Below are 545 nucleotides of genomic sequence, written 5' to 3'. Positions count from 1 at the left end.
AACCAAATGAGTTCGTTACAGATCCAGAAACCACGCCGGCTAGCAGAGCACCAAGGTTGATACCCATGTAGAAGATAGTGAAAGCGCCATCACGACGATTATCACCTTCATTGTATAGGTCGCCAACCATGGTAGAGATATTTGGCTTGAATAGACCGTTACCACAAATAAGCAGAGCAAGACCTAAATAGAAAGTGTGAAGTGCTCCGAAGCCTAGTGCGTCAGCCGGAAGTGCCAGTGTGAACTGGCCGATAGCCATTAATGCACCACCAAGCAAAATTGAGCGGCGTTGGCCAAGGTAGTTATCGGCAAGGTAACCACCAATCAATGGGGTAATGTAAACAAGGCCGGTGTAAATGCCATAAAGGTCGAGCGCGTCTTTCGTTGACCAGCCCAAACCACCATTCATTGTGGTATCAGTTAAGTAGAGTACTAGAATGGCACGCATTGCGTAGTAGGAAAAGCGTTCCCAGAGTTCAGTGCCGAACAATAAGAACAAGCCACGAGGGTGACCGAAATATTGATGTTGGTTTGACATAAGCTCT

1 protein-coding gene is annotated in these 545 nt (G+C 47.0%); it reads right to left on the bottom strand.

Annotated elements, in window-relative coordinates; translation table 11 throughout:
- On the bottom strand, positions 1-538 hold a 538-nt coding region (locus R7E38_RS23275), incomplete at its 3' end, for an oligopeptide:H+ symporter (RefSeq protein WP_318082209.1).
- Positions 539-545 lie beyond the last annotated feature (7 nt).

This window comes from Vibrio sp. Vb2131, assembly GCF_033338535.1.
GTDB lineage: Bacteria > Pseudomonadota > Gammaproteobacteria > Enterobacterales > Vibrionaceae > Vibrio > Vibrio alginolyticus.
The sequence above is the reverse complement of the archived record's forward strand: the minus strand, read 5'-3'. Positions and strand labels throughout refer to the sequence as shown.